Source organism: Kitasatospora sp. MAP5-34 (assembly GCF_029894335.1).
GTDB lineage: Bacteria > Actinomycetota > Actinomycetes > Streptomycetales > Streptomycetaceae > Kitasatospora.
The window spans coordinates 10,873-25,242 of record NZ_JARXZC010000027.1; the positions used below are offsets into that span (position 1 = coordinate 10,873).

Consider the following 14,370-nt stretch of genomic DNA (forward strand, 5'->3'; position numbering starts at 1 on the left):
GGTCTTCCGACCACGGTGCGGCCGGTCTGATCAATCTCGGCCGTACTCGGTGGCGGATCCAGCCCGACTTCGTCCTACGCGGCGCAGGGTTCCCGGTGGCCGATGCCCTGGCGCTGGGCGATCGGGAGCTGGCGGCAGCGGCAGACTGTGAGCCGGACCAGGGGGATCAGGAGAAGTTCGCCCCGGTTTTCGCCGCCGCAGCGGACCGCTCGGTTGCGACGATGCGTGAGCTCCTGGCCGGTCCGCTCTACGCCGAGGCGCTGACCTGGCAGAACCTTCAGGCGGCGAGGACGCTCAGGAAGCTCGTCACCGACGGGGACATGTCCGAAAGGAAGCGTCGGCGGCGGATGACAGCTCTGACGAGCTACATCCAGCGCTACACCACGAAGAACGACACCGTCGGGTTCTTCGGCCCGGTGGCCTGGGCGCGGATCGCACCGGGCGGCCCCACGTTCACGGTGGACGCGGGGCCCGCGCTGGTCCGCTCCCGGGCCGTGTTCTTCGAATGGTGGGTCATCGACACCCTGGCCGGGTTGTGGTCCCAGGACTCGGAGATCGTCCCCGGCCTGCGGCCGGTCGTCGCGGAGCACTGGTCGGTCCGGGAGACCGGAGTGCGCGGCCCGCGCGGCCGGACCCCCGACCTGTCGGCCGAGGACCTGGACCTGCTGCTCCGCTGCGACGGATCGCGAACCGTCGCCCAGCTCGCGGAGACCTCACCGGAGGGCGACGTACATCGACGGCTCGGCGCCTTGGCGGAGCGCGGGATGGTCGTCATGAGCCTGGCCGGACCGTTCGAGGCGCATCCGGAGTACCGGCTGCGTGACCGGATTCTGGATCTGGCGGACGGACCGGCGCGGACCAGGATGCTGTCGGACCTGGACGAACTGATCGCCGGCCGGGACCGGATCGCGGCCGGCGCCGGCGACGTGGACGCGCTGGAGCGCGCCATGGACGACTTGAACGGCGCGTTCGAACGGATCACGGGAGCGAGCGCGGTACGACGGGGCGGTGAAACCTACGCCGGGAGGACGCTGGTCTACGAGGACACCACCCGGGACTTCGACCTCGTCCTTGGCGCCGGCGTGCTCGATCGGATCGCCGAGCCGCTGGGCTTGGTCCTGGACAGCGCGGCCTGGCTGGTCGACCGCGTCGGGGCGGAATACGAGGACTGGCTCTGCGTCCTCCACGAACGCCTCAGGGCGAAGTCGGTGGACGGCGAAGTCACCCTCGACCACTTGGTGGGCGCGGCCACCAGGGGTCTGGAGTTCGGACACCGCAGCATGCCGCAGCTGGTGGCCGACCTGTCGCAGGAGCTGCGGGCGAAGTGGACCGGGATCCTGGCAGCTGAGCCTGGTGCCAGGCGGCACCAGGTTCGGGCCCGCGACATCGCCGACCGGGTCCGCGCCGAGTTCCCCAGCGGGCCGGCGCGATGGTCCTCCGCCCAGAACCACTCGCCGGACCTCCTCATCGCCGCCGCGGACGCCGAGGCGGTCGCGCGCGGGGACTTCTTCGTGGTCCTCGGTGAGGTGCATCCGGCGATGAACACGCTGGAATCCCGCCCCCTGGTGAACACCCACCCCGACCCCGCCCGGCAGATGGCGTTCGCGGCGGCGCACCACGCCGGCCGCCGGGTCGTGCCGGTGCCGTCGCGCTACTCGACCAGCGTCACCTCACGGACGTATCCGCCGGCGCTCCTGAGCGAGGACTACACATACTGGTCCATGCACTCGCGGACGACGGGCGTGCCCGGCCGGATCGTGCCCGCCGCAGACCTCGTGGTCAGCAGGGTCGGTGACCGGCTGACGGTGGCGGAGCGGAACGGCGAGCTGCGGGGGGATCTCCTGGAGTTCGTCGGCGAGTACCTCTCGGGCGTCACCGTCAGCGCGTTCGGTCTCACCGCAGCCGGCTCCCACAGCCCCCGGATCACCGTGGACGAGTTGGTGGTCGCCCGGGAGTCCTGGTCCTTCAAGTGCGCCGACCTCACCTGGCCGGCCGTCGCCGACGACGCGGCCCAGTTTCTGGCCGCCTGGCGCTGGCAGCGCGAGAACGGGCTTCCGCAGCAGGTGTTCTTCCTGGTCAACGGCGAGATCAAGCCGATGTATCTCGACTTCGCCAGCCCGGCGTCGGTGCGCCTGGCCGCGAAGATGGTCCGGGCTTCCCTCAGCGCCGACCGGGAGGGCACGCTGCGGCTGAGCGAGATGCTCCCGACGCCCGACCAGTGCTGGCTCCCCGATGCGCAGGGGCGGCGCTACACGTCGGAGCTCCGCATGGTCTGCTCCGCCATCAATCCCTGATGGACGGTCCGGTCGGTGCGCCCGTAGAGGTAGGTCCGAACCAGATTGGGAACCCGGTAGTGGACCCGGCCGGGCGACCCGCCGGGGACCTCGTGCAGCAGATGCCCGTCCACCAAGCGCTCCACGATGCGCTGGGCCGCGGACCGGTGACTCTCGAGGGCCCCGGCCAGGCTCTCCGCGTCGGCCGAGCCCGCGCGTCCGGCTGTGAGGAGCACCGTCCTGAGCATCTCCGCGGGGAGTGCCTGAAACTCCGCCTCGATCCCGGAGAACGCATCCCGGTCACCGAGACGCAGCGTGCTCCACGCCGCCCTCGGATCCTTCATGCTGAGGAGCATCTCGGCCAGTCGCCGGCGCGGTCGGGCCGCAAGCTGTTCGGCGAGCATACGGACCGCGAGCGCCTGGCCGTCGGCGAGACGGACCAGGCGGCGCGCGGCTCCCGGCTCGGCGGCCACCCGGCCCCGCCCGATCACCGCGGTGAGCAGGCCGAGCGCGTCGTCATCGGACAGAGCGCCGACTTCGGCCCAGTGCGGTCCGGGAAGCCCCGGCAGCCGCGTCCGGGCGGTGATCACCACGCCGCATCGGCTGCCGCCCGGCACCAGTTGGCGGATCTGCGCCTCGGACGCCGCGTCGTCGAGGACGACGAGAACGTCGCGGGCGGCCAGCAGGCTGCGATACAGGTCGGCGCGCTCATCGACGTCGCGGGGGACGGCGTCGGACGGGACCCCGAACGCCCGGATGAAGCGGCGCAGCGCGTCCGCCTGCGGTACGGGGTCCTGAGTGCTGCCCCGCAGATCGATGTAGAGCTGCCCGTCCCGGAAGCGCCGTTCCGCCAACCGGTGCGCCACGTGCACCGCGAGCGCACTCTTACCGTTGCCCGCGGCGCCGTGCAGGGCGACGACCGGGGCCCGCTGGACGAAGAGCGCCTCGACCTTCTCGACGAGGCCGCGACGTCCTGTGAAGTCGTCGAGGTCACGGGGTGTCTGGCGAGGGGGGACCACCGGCGATCGGCTCACGATCCCCGACCGGACGGGCGAGGCGTCCGCACGCGCGGGAGCCGCGAGGTCCGCTTCCAGCGCCCGCAGTTCGGCCCCCGGTGGCAGCCCGAGCTGGTCACCGAGCAGCCGACAGCCGGCCCGGCAGACCTCCAGCGCCTCGGACCGACGACCGGTACGGGACAGGGCCTCGGCGTAGCGGACCCGTAGCCGTTCCTGGAACGGATACCGCTCCACCTGCTCGGCGAGCCCGGCGAGGAGCTGCTCCGGTCTCCCCAGGCCCAGCTCCAAGTCGCTGTACGACTCCCAGGCCGCAAGGAGCTCCTCCTCAAGGCGGCTGATGGTCCCGGTGAACGCGATGTTCTCCAGATCGGCGCCGAATGAGCCGCGCCACAGTGCGACAGCCTGCCGCATCAGCGCAACAGCCGCAGCCGGGTCACCCCGGTCGGCCGCGGCCGCGGCGCGGCCGGTCCGGTCCCGGAACAGCTCGAGGTCGACCTGTTCGGCTGACACGTCGAGGAGGTAGCCGGGGGGCGTGGTGCGCAGTAGACCGACGCCCCCGAGGCGGTTCAGTGACTTGCGGATCGCCGAGATGCAGATGTGGACCTGGTTGCGGGCCGTCGGCGGCGCCGGGCCGGCCCAGGCCGCGTCGGCCAGCGTGTCGAGGCCGACCGTCCTGCCGCGGTTCAGCAACAGAACCGTGAGGATCGCCCGCTGCCGGCGGGAGCGGATGGGCCACTGCCGCTCACCGTGGGTGACCTGCACCGGCCCGAGGACCTCGAAGCGCAGACCCGTACTTGCCGTCATGTCTCGAGCGCCTCCTGACGCGGTTCGGTGCGCGACTCCGTGAGCACTTCGGTGAGCGTGTGCGTGAACCGGCGCCCGAGTCCTGCGGGGAGGCTTCGGCCCCACTGCACCTCGATGTCCAGGTGGTCGGGGCGTTGGAAGAACCGGACTCCGAGGTCGTTCTTCGCCGACGGATACCGGGGGTAGATCTTGGTGGACATGGCCACGCCGCCCGACTCCCGCTCCATCACGTCGGGCAGTCGCACATAACTGGCCATGACGCTGTTCAGCCGGGTGGCCCGGGCGTCCCTGCCGGGTGCGGTCCGGCCCGCCAGATCGGTGAAGGGGAAGGTGCGGCGGCGTAGATCGGCCCGCCACAGATCGGCGTTCTGTTTCGCCAGCTCTCCGAGGGGCGCGTCGCGCGAGTCCGCCCGCAGCGGGACCTCGTTGACGAAGTAGCCGAGCACGTCGCTCCAGTCGCCCTCGCGGGGCCGGACCGAGGCCGCCGCGCACACGTATGTGGGATCTCCCGAGGCCACCGGCATCGCACGATGGACCGCGGCTATGAGGTACGCGAAGAGGCCCGTTCCGATCTCATCGGCGCAGTGCCGGAGCCGAGCGGTCTGCGCCGCCGTCAGCGGGACCAGTCGTCTGCCGTCGTCGGCCGCCGAATCGCCGTCGCCGGATTCCCACGGGGCGGGGCGGATGCCGAGCGGCACCCGCTGATGCCAGTGCTCGGCGTCCTCGTCGCGGGCGGCCCGCTCGCCGGCCACCACACGACGGACGAGGTCGAGATGCTGGGCCTCGTCCTGTCCGACGAGCGAGCCGGCGACCGCGTCGCCCATCCGGCGGACGAGCGCGAGATAGCCGACACCGTCGTAGACCAGGTGGTGGGTGATTGCGATCAGGGCGGCGCGGTCGCCGCCCAGCCGGACCGCGATCACCCGCGCCAACGCGCCCTCGTCGGACTCGAACGGCTCACCGGCCCGGCTCACCGCGTAGTCCGCGAGTGCCTCCGGGCTCAGGCCGGGCAGTTCGACCGTCTCCACCCCCGGAACCTCGCGGCTGATCCACTGGACCACCCCTCCGGTTTCCGGGTCTATACCGAAGCGTGCTCGCAGCCCGGGGGTCAGCCGGATCAGCCGCTGACCCGCCGCCGCCAGGTCGGAATCCGTGACGGGCCCTCGGATGTGCATGACCGTGGGCGCGTTGTACGCACTGGCGGACGGCGCACGCTGCTCGGCGAAGAACATGGAGGTCTGTCCTGCGGTCGCCGGTAGGCGGACTGCGGTTCGGTCGGGATTCATGGTCACTGGGGATGCGCTCCTTGCCAACGAATCGTTCCTGGATAGGGCTGGCCTTCCAGATGTTCCGCCATCGACGCGAGGATTCCGGCGATCCGCCGTGGGCCCCATTCGGTGACCGCCGCGTTGGCCGGCACCGCCGCCGTGACGAAGTTCAGAATGATCGTGTCGCGTAGCAGCACGTATGCCTCGACAAGGTCGTTGAAGCCCTTCGGCAGCGGGCGGAGCCGGGAGTAGCCGGCCAGGTACGCGTCGGCGAACGCCGCGTAAGCCTCCGGTTCGCCCCCGGCGGCCCGGTAGACGGAGGACAGCACCGTGGCGATGTCGAGGAGGAAGCTGCCGGTGCCGCAATCGTCGAAGTCGATGACGCCCACACCGCCGTCGGACAGTGTTGCCACGGCTGCCGTGCGCTTCAGCGGTCGAGCAGCCACTCGTGGGCCGGGTCGGTGCGCAGGGCGAAGTGGCTGTCCGTGCTCCCGTGGGCCGCCCACAGGTAGTAGATGTCGTGTCCGCCGGCGACGGCGACGGTGTGGTAGCCCTTCGGTACGGCGGCCAGCGTGCCGTCGGTGACGATCTCGGTGTGTGCGTCCCGCACCGATCCGTCGTAGGTGAGGAAGATCCCGAACCCGGTGTCAGGCCGCACCCGGAACAGGAACGCCTCTTCGAGCGCGGTCTCCTGCGGCGGGTCGCTGAGCTGGTGCCGATGGGGTGGATAGGTGGACCATCGGCCGTCGTGGGCGATGGTCTCTCCGAGGAGCACGCCGCTCGTCTGCGGCGGTTGCAGCAGAGTCGTGACATGCCGCTCCCACGACCCCCGGCCGCGGACCTCCGGCTCCGGAACGGTGATCGGCGTGATGCGCGCCGGCTCGAGGGTGGCGGGAGCCGGAGAGGAGATCACCCCCACGTCGGCGGCCGACCGGCCGCCCGCGACGGTGAGCGCGGCACCCGGCGGGAGGAACCATCCGGCCGCAGGCGCGGTGAACGGGTCGAGCCGGTCGATCACCTGGCGCTCGCCGTCCACGGTGGCGGTGAGCTGCCCGGAGATCAGGATCAACGCCACTTCCTGGTGCGTGGCGGCGGAGACCCTGAGGTCGTCGCCGGCCTGGAGCCGGTGGTGGGTGAGCCGCAAACCGTTGGGAGTGCGCACACTGGTCGTCGTCATTCCGCTGCTCCATGGGAAACCGGGTGGGGGATGCTCAGGCGTTGTCCTCGCTCGCTCGCCTCGTACATCGAGACGCCCGTGGCCACGGCGAGAGCGGCGTCCACGGCGGTGGCGAAATCCCGCCGCCCGCCGTCGGCGACGGTTTCCACGAGGGCTGACAGCATGCGGGCGTCGGCGCCGGCGTGGGTTCCGTGCTCCCGGTCGAGCCGGTGGACGACGCGGCCGCCCTGGTCGGAATCGAACCGCACACTGTGAGGGCCGTCCGAGGTGTCGTAGTCGATGACACAGCTGCCGCTCGTGCCGCGCAGCGTGCAGCGGTACCCCTCGCGCGGCGCGTCGGCGGTCAGCGAATACCGTGCCGTCGCACCGGATTCGTACTGGATGTCGGCGCGAATGCCGTCATGGATGTCCGCGTCGATCGGGATGCTGTCCAGCCCCGGAAGGTAGTGATCGCGCTTCAGGACGGCCTGGACGCTCACCGGGCGCGAATCGAGCCACCAGGCGAGCAGGTCCAGGTGGTGGCAGGACTTGGTGACCTCCAGGCCGCCGGAGGCTGCCCGAGTCCGGTGCCACCGGGTGAAGTAACTCCGCGCGTGCGAAGGCTTGAGTGTGTAGTGCAGTTCGGCGTCGACCACGGCTCCGATCCGTCCCTGCGTGAGCCACTCGCAGATTGCCGCGTGGACGTTCGTGAAGCGCAGGTTGTGCCCGACGAGCAGTTTCGCGGACGCTCGATCGGCCTTCGCGACGAGGTCGAACGCGTCGCGCACCGTGGTGGCCAGCGGCTTCTCCACGAACGTCGTGCAGTTGGCGGCGAGCGACCGGACCACGTGGTCCCGGTGGGTGGCGTCCGGCGAGGCGACGACCACCAGATCCGGCCGGGTGTCGGCGAGGATCCGGTCGACGTCGGACGAGTGGGCGACCGCGGCGCCCGGCAGATCGGACGCGATGCTACGGGCGGCGTCCAGGTCCGAGTCGACGACCGCCACCGGGGTCGCGCGGATCGCCGTGAACGGCGCGGCGCCGGCGAGCCAGGGTGCGTACAGTTTCCGGGCCCGGGTGCCGGCTCCGATCAGGACCACCCGGATCGGCCTGGTCATCGGGCACCGTCCAGGGTGACGGCCGGTACCGGACGGCCCGCCAGGATCACGTCCCGGATCTCCAGATCGGGAGTGAGGATCACCGCGTCGCCGTCGGATCCGGGCAACAGCGCTCCCTTGCGGGGATAAAGCCCCATGGTGCGGGCCGGTGTCGCGGTCGCCATCGTCAGGATGTCCGCCACCGGAGCCCCGGTCAGGGCCCGCATCCGAGGCAGCGTCGAGCCGAGCGGCAGCACGCTTCCGCACAGGCTCCCGCCGTCCTCCGTGGCCGCGTACCCGTCGTGGACGCGGCCGGTGGAGGCCCCGACCCGGAAGGTCCGGCCGACGGCGAGTCCGGTTCCGGCCGTCGCGTCGGACACCAGGCACAGCTGGTCGGGCCCGAAGCAGCGCAACGCGATGGTCAGCAGCGACCCCGGCAGGTGATGGCCGTCGGCGATGACCTCCGCGGACAGGCCCTCGGACGCCAGCGAGGCCTCCAGCAGCCCGGGGATCCGGACCAGGTCCGGACGCGTCAGAGTGGACTGGCCGCTCCACAGATGCGCCAGGTGGGTCGCGCCGAGGCTGCGGGCCCGCTCCAGCACCTCAGGAGAGGCGCTGCTGTGGCCGACCGAGACCCGGACCCCGTTCCCGGACAGGTGGCAGATGAGCTCGTCGGCTCCGGCGAGTTCCGGCGCGAGAGTGACCATCCGCAGCGCGGCCGGCAGCGGGGTGAGCTCGCGCAGCAGCTCGGCCGGCGAGCGCAGTGCACTGCTGTCGTGGGCTCCGCGCTGGGCCGCGTTGATGCAGGGCCCCTCCAGCTGGACGCCCGCCAGCGTCGGTGCGCCCTGATCTGCCAGCAGCGCCGCAGCGGTACCCAGGGCGGCGGCGGTGACCGTCGGCGTGGCGCTGGCCAGCGTGGCCAGCGCGGTCGTCGTGCCGGCGCCCAGGTGCGCTCCCAGGATCGCCCGCCACGCGTCCGCGTCAGGTTCGGTGAAGTCGTGGCCGAGGGCGCCGTGGACATGCACGTCCACCAGCCCCGGACCGACCAGGCAGCCACTCGCGTCGACGGGTACGCGGTCGTCGTCGTGCGGGCAGCGGTCGCGGACCACGCCTCGGCAGATCACGACGTCGTTGACGACTGGCCGCCCGCTCCCGGCGCCGATCACCGTCCCCGAACGGATGACGGCGCACCCGCCTGAGCTCATCGCTCCGCCACCGGCCGTGCCTTCGACGGGGCGCAGGCGCACCGGGTGCCGACGGGGCCGCCCGGCAGATGCCGGTCATAGGATCCGCCGTCCCAGAGGTAGCGGGTGCCGTCGGCGGCCACGGGGTCCGCGAGCGCCAGCGGCACCAGGTCGTCCAGGGCGCCGGCCAGGACGTCGTCGCGGTCGGCCTTGCGCAGCAGCCCCAGTTCCTGGAGCCGCGCGGAGTGGATGTGCTGCTCCGACTCCCGCAACTGGCGGGGGATGGCCAGGGTATTGGCCCCGGTCGCCAGGACCTCGCCCAGCATGTTCGCCCCGGCGGCCCCGATGAACAGGTTGCAGGCCCGCAGCCAGGGCAGCAGGTCCGGTTCGTAGTCGCGGATCTCCACGCCCGGGTCCTCCGCCCACAGCTGCCCGAGCGCCAGCCGGTCGTCCGGCTCGAGGTAGGGCCCGGGCACCAGCAGAGCCCGGTCGAACTGCCCGCGTCGGCGCCGGAGCGCCTCGGAAACCGCCCGCCACAGACTGCCGGCACCCTGGCCGCCGCCCATGGCGGCGACGACGAGACGCGTGTAGGGGTCGATGCCCAGCGCTTCGCGGGACTGAGCGGCGCTGAACGGATACGGCTCGGCGAGATAGCCGGTGTAGTGGAGGCGGTCCGCCACCTCCTCCGGGACGTCGTAGTACTCCGCGAGATCGAAGACCTCCCGGTGGGTGTGCACGTTGAACTGGCAGTAGTGGTCCTGGATCCACGGACCCCGGTCGGGCGAGAAGTACTTGCGGGTGGTCTTCTCCCGGTCGAACAGCACCCCGCGCAGGGTCAGCACCGCGTGTTCGGCGTACTTGGCTTCCAGGGCCGGGACGAGCTCGTCCTCCGCGCCCCGGGGGATGTGGTCGCTGAGCAGCACTTCGGGCCGGTAGTGGTCGAGGAAGACCGTGATCAGGTCCCTGCGGACCTGGTGCAGCACCTTCTCCGACACCGCGAGCCGCGGCCGCAGGTTCCAGCCGTTCGGGTCGTCGTAGTTGGCGAACGACGGGATCTTGACCAGGTCGACCTCGGTGGGCAGCAGGTCCAGGCCCCGGTACGCCCCGGTGACGCCGGCGATCGAGTACGGCTCGGGCGAGCGGAGCAGGTAGTGGGCGACCTTGGCCGTGCTGGACGTGTGGCCGAGGCTGCGGCCGTTGTGCCAGTACAGGGCGACCCTGCGGCGTTCGTCGAGCATGATCTGGCTCTCTCCTCGTGGTGTACGTGGGTGGGGCTTCGGGCTGTGCCGCTTCAAAAGCTGCTCGCGAGACCTTCGGCGAGCGCGGCGTCCGAGAGCAGGTCGGCGTGCGGGACTTGGGTCGCCACGACCGTGAGCCCGGGAACGGCACGCCGCCAGGCGGCGACGTCGGCCCCCTCGGACGCGACGACGGTGACGGGCAGCATGGACGGGTTGATCACGAACCCCTGGAGCGCGCGCACGTGGGCGGTGAAGACGCCGAGCCTGCGCCGGTAGTGTCCGAGGGGGTCGCCCTCGACGCCCAGCGCCCGGAGCGCTTCGTCGAGCGCCTCGGCGGCGCCGCAGGACGTGCTCCCGGCCGACGGCGCGGACCCGGCCGGGGCCGGGTCGCCCTGCCGGGCACGGTCCCGGTGCACCTGGTCGAGTATCTCGGCGATGGCGGCCGCCTCGACCTCCGCCATCCGCCCCAGGTCCGGCACCTCGCCCGGGTCGAGCAGCAGCGCCCCGTGGACCGCGAACCCCTCGGCGGCGGCCCGCCGCGCTACGTCGTAGGCGATGAAGCCGCCTGACGAGTAGCCGACCAGGAAGACCTCCCGCTGCCCTGCGGCCCGGAGCTCGTCCAGCGCGAAGGCCACCAGGTCTTCGAGGTCGGCCAGCGGTGTCTCGCCCGGTTCGAGCCCGGGCGGACGCAGGGCCAGCGCGCGCCGCCCGAACGGGCTGAGGAACCGCTGCGCGCTGAAGTCCTGGCCCCAGGCGCTGGGTATGTAGACGAGACAGGGCCCGGGCGCGTCCGGCCACATGACGAGGGAGGACATCGCACTCGAACCCCCGTCGCGCACCATGTCCGCGAACTGCTCGAAAACCGGTGCCTCGAACAGGGAGATCAGCGACAGGCGGGACCGCAGGCGGGTGTTGACCTCGGTGGCGCAGAGCACGGCCTTGATCGACGTTCCGCCCAGCGTGAAGAAGTCGTCGTCCAGGTTCGGACGATCGCAGCCCAGGACTTCCTGCCAGATCCACGCGAGTTGGTGGTGCAGCGGGGTCCGGGGGTGCCGCCTCACGGTTTCCGGGCTCGTCATGACGCCGCTCCTCGGCGCAACGACCAGCTCTGTGCGTCCGCCAGCCGGGCCAGCGGCGCGGGATCGAAGGCCGGGGAGTGCAGCCACCGGGTCGATCTCCGCGTGTAGTACTCGGCGATCTCGGCGCCCACGTCCGGCGCGTCGTGCCCGGTCCGGACGGGGATCCAGTCCGCTTCGGCCGGTCCCGGCCGCCGCCAGGCGTCGACCAGCGTGCGGTAGAGCGCCCCTGTCGACAGCACCGTGTCGCCGTGGGCGACCGACCGAGGCAGCGTTCCCCGCGTCTCGACGTGCTCACACAGGCTGGACGCGAGGGCGCACAGGGTCGCCGGGCGGACGGCCGGCGGATTCGCCGGGAGCTCCCGGGAATCGGCGGGATCGGTCGGTCCCAGCACCTCCGGCAGCGGGTCACCGGCCACGAGGCCGCGGCCTGCCAGCTCGCGGCACAGGACGTACGTCAGTTGCGCGGGTGAAGCCCACCTGGACGTCACCGTCACCGTCCCCGCCGCGCGGGCTTCGCCGACAGCCGCCGCCAGCCGGCCCTCGTCGAACCCGGGGCGGGCGCCGGTGAGGGACTGGACGACCTCGGAGAACGGGACGACATCGGCGAAGCCGCTCAACTCGGTCAGCAGCAGGTCGAGGTTGGCGAGCATCAGTGAGGTCGACTCCCGGGACCGGCCCACGGGTCGGCGGAGCGTCGGCGAGTCCGGATTGCGGCCGTCCGCGAAGTTCACCGCGTCCCAGAACTCCGCGTTCACGAACATCGTCGGATGCCCGAGGTACAGCTGGACGACGCCGCCGGAGGCGGCGCGTTCGGCCACCAGCGGCCGGATCCGGGCCCGGAGGTCCGCGAACCGCGCGGCGTCGGCGAGGTCGTCCTCGACCGGGCCGATCATCGAACGCCGGGCGAAGCAGAGCGCGCCGGCGTACCAGTGCGGCTGGTCGTCCGACGGAATCCGACTGAACGAGTGCACGTGCGAGGAGATGCCCAACTCCGCGACCGTGGCGGGGATCTGCGGCCCCCAGGAGGTGCCGGGCGTCGCGAACGCCCACAGCCGCCGGCCGGTGAGCTCGCGCAGGAAGTCCGCCCCGGCCGCCTCGCGGGCGAGCACCTCCGCCCTGCCCTCGTCCCAGGTGCGGGTCTCCAGGTACTCGGAGATCGTGGGGTGTCTGGAATGACCATCGGAGTGGAAGCCGATGTCGTGTCCGCGAAGGGCGTCCACGACATCCGTCCGGCCCCGCGCCGCCAGCGCCCGCGCCTTGTCCCCGGTGAGGAAGAAGCCCGCGGACATCCCGTGGCGCCCGATCAGGTCGGCCAGCCACACGATCGCGTCGTCGCTCTCGGGCGTCACGACGTCCTCGACGTCGAAGGAGAGGACGACCCGGGGCCGGTCTGCGGTCGATGTCATCGGGGATCGACCTTCTGAAACCCGTTCATCCACAAGGTGGCGGCCGCGTCCCGGAGGACCTCGAAGGCGCACGCCGGCTCGATCTCCACCGCGCACCGCCCCGAGTAGTCCCGTTCCTCCAGCAGCTCCCGCACCCGCCGCAGCGGCATCGCGGCGAACGGGGTCACCGGACCACCCTTGAGATGGATCTGCCGGACCAGCCCCAGCAGATCGGACAGCGCGGCGACCGGATCGACTCCGGCATACAGGCAGTTGCCGATGTCGAAGTAGAGCCCGACGTTGTCGTGAGCGCTCTGCTCGACCAGGCGGGCGACCTCGTAGGGGTCGGCGCCGCCGACGAACTCGACGGCGAGGGAGGTGCCCGACGCGGCCGCGATCGGTGCGAGCTCGTCCAGCGCCTGCGAGTAGACCCGGAACCGGTCGAGCTCGTCCTCGACGACACGTGCCGGGATCAGGATCGGGCCGTATCCTGCGGCGGCACAGGTTCCGATCAGACCCGCGAGACCGGCGACCGTCTCCCGCCGTTCGGGTGCGGGCAACTTCGGCAGGGCGGCGAATTCAGCGAGCACGACCGATCGGACGGCCACGCCGTGCCGGGCGGCGGTGTCGGCCACAGCACTGAGCGCCGTCGCCCCGGTCTCGATCTTCGCCGACGCCTCGGCGAAGCTGAAGCCGAGCCGCTTGATCTCTCCGAAGACCTTGTCCAGGCCCCGGGAGGCGTCCACGGAGTCCAGGTTCAAGCCGACGTTGGTCACGACTCCTCGCCTCCCCGCCGGGTCTCGCCCGACAGCAGATCGGCGACCCGGATCGGAGCCCCGGTGCGGGCGGACTCCCGGTGGGCCGCGGTCACGGCCAGCGTCCGCAGGGCATCGGCGTACGGGGAGCGGATGAGTCCGGGGTCCTTCTCCTCGACGGCACGCAGGAATGCCACGTCCTGCTTCGCCATGGAGTCGTCGTCGAACACCGTCTCGGTCACCTCGCCGCCGGCGATCACCTGGACGGTCCGGGCCTCGCCTTCGAACCCGAGCACCGAGATGGTGACGTCGTCCGCGAACAGGTGGAGCCCCTTGGCCCGTTGCGGCTTGCCGTGGCCGGAGATCAGGTTGTTCGTCAGGCTGCCGATCGCGCCGTCGGCGAAGCTGAAGCAGGCGGCCTCGGCCGCGAGGATCTCGGTGTCGGGGCTGTCCGCGCTGCGCCGGCGGCCGACCGCGTAGACCGTGTCGATCTCGCCCATCAGGTACCGCAGCATGTCCACCTGATGGGTGGCCATCTCCAGGACCTGGCCGCCGGACTTGGCGATGTCGGCGTACCAGGGGGCCTTGGGCCACGAGGTGTAGCGGTGCGAGACCGCCATGGCGATCCGGCGGCCGTCCAGCACCTGCTGGATGTGGTCGATGATGGCCGAGTACCGGGTCTGGTACCCCGTCGCGGCGATGACGCCGGCCGCATCGAGGAGACCGTTGATCCGGATCGCCTGTGCCAGGTCCACGGACAGCGGCTTCTCGACGAACATCGGCACCCTTGCCTCGATCGCCGCCAGCTCGGCGGCTCCGTGGGCGTGGGGCGGCAGACAGATGAAGACCGCGGACAGGTCCTGCTGGTCGAACATCTCCTGCACGCTCTGGTAGACGACTGGCGTGTGCCCGAGTGCGGATGCCAGAGCGGCTGCGACGGCCGTGGCCCCGCTGTCGATGTCGCAGAGCGCTGCCACCTCGACGTTCGGGAGCGGTGCCACTCGTTTCAGGTGTTCCTTCGCTATGTAGCCGGTGCCGACAAACCCGATGCGCAACGTCATCGAATACCTCCGAGGGAACCCCGGTCTTCAAACCGGGAGGATGGCAAGGGAAAG

The 14,370-nt window shown here is 71.6% G+C and carries 12 protein-coding genes; 1 reads left to right on the plus strand and 11 read right to left on the minus strand.

The features are described from left to right. Nucleotides 1-95: 95 nt before the first annotated feature. A complete protein-coding gene (locus tag P3T29_RS21430; protein WP_280718172.1) occupies nucleotides 96-2,294 on the plus strand; it encodes a lantibiotic dehydratase in 2,199 nt (732 codons plus the stop codon). Here P3T29_RS21430 and P3T29_RS21435 read toward each other — a convergent pair. From P3T29_RS21435 to P3T29_RS21485, 11 genes are read right to left on the minus strand one after another with little or no spacing between them, the layout of a single operon-like run. After that, nucleotides 2,249-4,093, minus strand: coding sequence for a BTAD domain-containing putative transcriptional regulator (locus tag P3T29_RS21435; protein WP_280718173.1), 1,845 nt, complete (start codon nucleotides 4,091-4,093; stop codon nucleotides 2,249-2,251). The two genes, P3T29_RS21430 and P3T29_RS21435, sit on opposite strands and share 46 nt — an antisense overlap. Next, nucleotides 4,090-5,379 carry a condensation domain-containing protein gene (locus P3T29_RS21440; RefSeq protein WP_280718245.1) on the minus strand — a complete coding sequence of 430 codons (1,290 nt, stop codon included), beginning with the start codon at nucleotides 5,377-5,379 and terminating at the stop codon, nucleotides 4,090-4,092. Before P3T29_RS21440 ends, P3T29_RS21435 begins: the two co-directional genes overlap by 4 nt. 2 nt (nucleotides 5,380-5,381) lie before the next feature. Then, a complete protein-coding gene (locus P3T29_RS21445; RefSeq protein WP_280718174.1) occupies nucleotides 5,382-5,750 on the minus strand; it encodes a phosphotransferase in 369 nt (122 codons plus the stop codon). Between the two features lie 38 nt (nucleotides 5,751-5,788). Continuing rightward, on the minus strand, nucleotides 5,789-6,538 hold the full coding sequence (locus tag P3T29_RS21450; RefSeq protein WP_280718175.1) for a 5-deoxy-glucuronate isomerase: 750 nt from the start codon (nucleotides 6,536-6,538) through the stop codon (nucleotides 5,789-5,791). After that, nucleotides 6,535-7,635 carry a Gfo/Idh/MocA family oxidoreductase gene (locus P3T29_RS21455; protein ID WP_280718176.1) on the minus strand — a complete coding sequence of 367 codons (1,101 nt, stop codon included), beginning with the start codon at nucleotides 7,633-7,635 and terminating at the stop codon, nucleotides 6,535-6,537. Before P3T29_RS21455 ends, P3T29_RS21450 begins: the two co-directional genes overlap by 4 nt. Continuing rightward, the gene (locus tag P3T29_RS21460) at nucleotides 7,632-8,819 is read right to left on the minus strand and encodes an amidohydrolase family protein (RefSeq protein ID WP_280718177.1); all 1,188 of its coding nucleotides are present in this window, start codon (nucleotides 8,817-8,819) and stop codon (nucleotides 7,632-7,634) included. The genes P3T29_RS21455 and P3T29_RS21460 overlap by 4 nt, the downstream gene beginning before the upstream one ends. Then, nucleotides 8,816-10,036 (minus strand): glycosyltransferase, encoded by a 1,221-nt coding sequence (locus P3T29_RS21465; RefSeq protein ID WP_280718178.1) that lies wholly within the window; start codon nucleotides 10,034-10,036, stop codon nucleotides 8,816-8,818. Before P3T29_RS21465 ends, P3T29_RS21460 begins: the two co-directional genes overlap by 4 nt. Nucleotides 10,037-10,089: 53 nt before the next feature. Next, entirely contained in the window at nucleotides 10,090-11,115 is a 1,026-nt protein-coding gene (locus tag P3T29_RS21470) for an alpha/beta fold hydrolase (protein ID WP_280718179.1), read from the minus strand. Continuing rightward, nucleotides 11,112-12,521, minus strand: coding sequence for a polysaccharide deacetylase family protein (locus tag P3T29_RS21475; RefSeq protein WP_280718180.1), 1,410 nt, complete (start codon nucleotides 12,519-12,521; stop codon nucleotides 11,112-11,114). The genes P3T29_RS21470 and P3T29_RS21475 overlap by 4 nt, the downstream gene beginning before the upstream one ends. Further along, nucleotides 12,518-13,276, minus strand: coding sequence for a TIM barrel protein (locus P3T29_RS21480; protein WP_280718181.1), 759 nt, complete (start codon nucleotides 13,274-13,276; stop codon nucleotides 12,518-12,520). Before P3T29_RS21480 ends, P3T29_RS21475 begins: the two co-directional genes overlap by 4 nt. Beyond that, nucleotides 13,273-14,316: a Gfo/Idh/MocA family oxidoreductase gene (locus tag P3T29_RS21485; protein WP_280718182.1), complete on the minus strand. Its 1,044-nt coding sequence runs from the start codon at nucleotides 14,314-14,316 to the stop codon at nucleotides 13,273-13,275. Before P3T29_RS21485 ends, P3T29_RS21480 begins: the two co-directional genes overlap by 4 nt. Nucleotides 14,317-14,370 lie beyond the last annotated feature (54 nt).